1 protein-coding gene and 1 pseudogene are annotated in these 1,478 nt (G+C 74.0%); one reads left to right on the top strand and one right to left on the bottom strand.

The genetic code is table 11. The features are described from left to right. Positions 1-22 precede the first annotated feature (22 nt). Positions 23-403 carry a winged helix-turn-helix transcriptional regulator gene (locus tag ACYVE9_RS26500; RefSeq protein ID WP_461030431.1) on the bottom strand — a complete coding sequence of 127 codons (381 nt, stop codon included), beginning with the start codon at positions 401-403 and terminating at the stop codon, positions 23-25. Between the two features lie 95 nt (positions 404-498). Between ACYVE9_RS26500 and ACYVE9_RS26495 the strand changes: the two are divergent. Further along, positions 499-1,400, top strand: a pseudogene (locus ACYVE9_RS26495) (NAD(P)-dependent oxidoreductase). The last annotated feature ends 78 nt before the right edge of the window (positions 1,401-1,478 follow it).

Genomic DNA, 1,478 nt, shown 5'->3' with positions numbered 1-1,478 from the left:
CACGCGGCGGTCCGGGGAGGCGTCAGCCGGCCGGCACCTCACCCGGTGCCGCCCCGGAGCCCGCGGGGTCGTCGCCGGAGCCGACCACGTGCGCCCGGCCCCACTCGCCGAGCGGGTCAAGTGCGGTGTTGAGCGAGACGCCGAGCGGGGTCAGCCGGTACTCGACCTTCGGCGGCACCTCGTCGTGGACCTCGCGGTGCACGACGCCGTCCGCCTCCAGCTCCCGCAGATGGGCGGTGAGCACCTTCTCGCTCACTCCCGGCAGTTCCCTGCGCAGCTCCCCGAAGCGGTGCGGGGGCTCATGGAGCGCCCAGAGGATGAGCACCTTCCACTTGCCGCCGATCACGTCCATCGCGGCGTCGATCCCGCAGACGAACGAGCCGGGCCGCCGTACCCTCGCCATCCTGCCCTCTCCTGCCTGCTCGCTCACCCCCGGGTAACCACCCACAACACAGTGGGTACTTGATGCCGTCCGGGGCTTCCACCAGCCTAATCGGCATGAACCCCGACCACTCCCCCACCCGCTCGCTCACCGTTCTCGGGCTCGGCGCCATGGGCACCGCGCTCGCCGAGGCCTGGCTGTCCGCCGGGTACGCCGTCACCGTCTGGAACCGCACGCCGGCCCGCGCCGAACCGCTGCTCGCGAAGGGCGCCACGGTCGCCGCGACCGCCGCGGCGGCGGTGGCCGCGAACCAGCTCGTCGTGATCTGCCTGCTCGATCACGCCTCGGTCGACGAGGCACTCGCCGACACCGATCCGGCGGGGCGCGACCTCGTCGACCTGACCACGGCACTCCCGCCCGGGCACGGGACCGGGCCGCCTGGGCGGAGCGGCGCGGTGCCCGCTTCCTGGACGGCGGGATCATGGCCGTGCCGCCGATGATCGGGGACCGGGACGCGGGCGGCTACGTGCTGTACAGCGGTTCCGGTGACCTCTTCACCGCCCACCGGGAAACGCTGGCCGTACCGGCCGGGGCGGTGTACGTCGGCGCGGACCCCGGCCTGGCGGCGTTGCAGGACGTGGCGCTGCTGAGCGCGATGACCGGCATGTTCGCCGGCATCTCCCACGCCTTCGCGCTGCTGCGCGCCTCCGAGGTGCGGCCGACGGACTTCGCACCGCGGCTCTCCGAGTGGCTCACCGCGATGGCCCCCTTCGCGCTCACCGCCGCGGACCAGCTGGACAGCGGTGACTACACGAGGGGTGTGGTGTCCAACCTGGCCATGCAGGTGGCGGGTTCGGCCACGCTGCTCCGCACCGCGCAGGAACAGCAGGTCAGCCCCGAGCTGCTGCTCCCCTACCTGGAGCTGATGGAACGCAGGCTGGCCGACGGGCACGGCGACGAGGACGCCACGGGCGTCGTCGACCTGCTGGCCCCGGCATCCGCGCCCCACCCGGCCTGAACCGCTCCCGCGACCGGGACGAGGGCCACCGCGGCGTCGTCCGCAGCCCCACCGCGGCGTCCGTGGCCGCCCCTCGTC

It is taken from the genome of Streptomyces sparsus (genome assembly GCF_054776295.1).
The sequence above is the reverse complement of the archived record's forward strand: the minus strand, read 5'-3'. Positions and strand labels throughout refer to the sequence as shown.

What these genes read in the sequence shown, in the direction of transcription:
- ACYVE9_RS26500 (WP_461030431.1), bottom strand. Translation starts at nt 403, where the DNA reads ATGGCGAGGGTACGGCGGCCCGGCTCGTTCGTCTGCGGGATCGACGCC.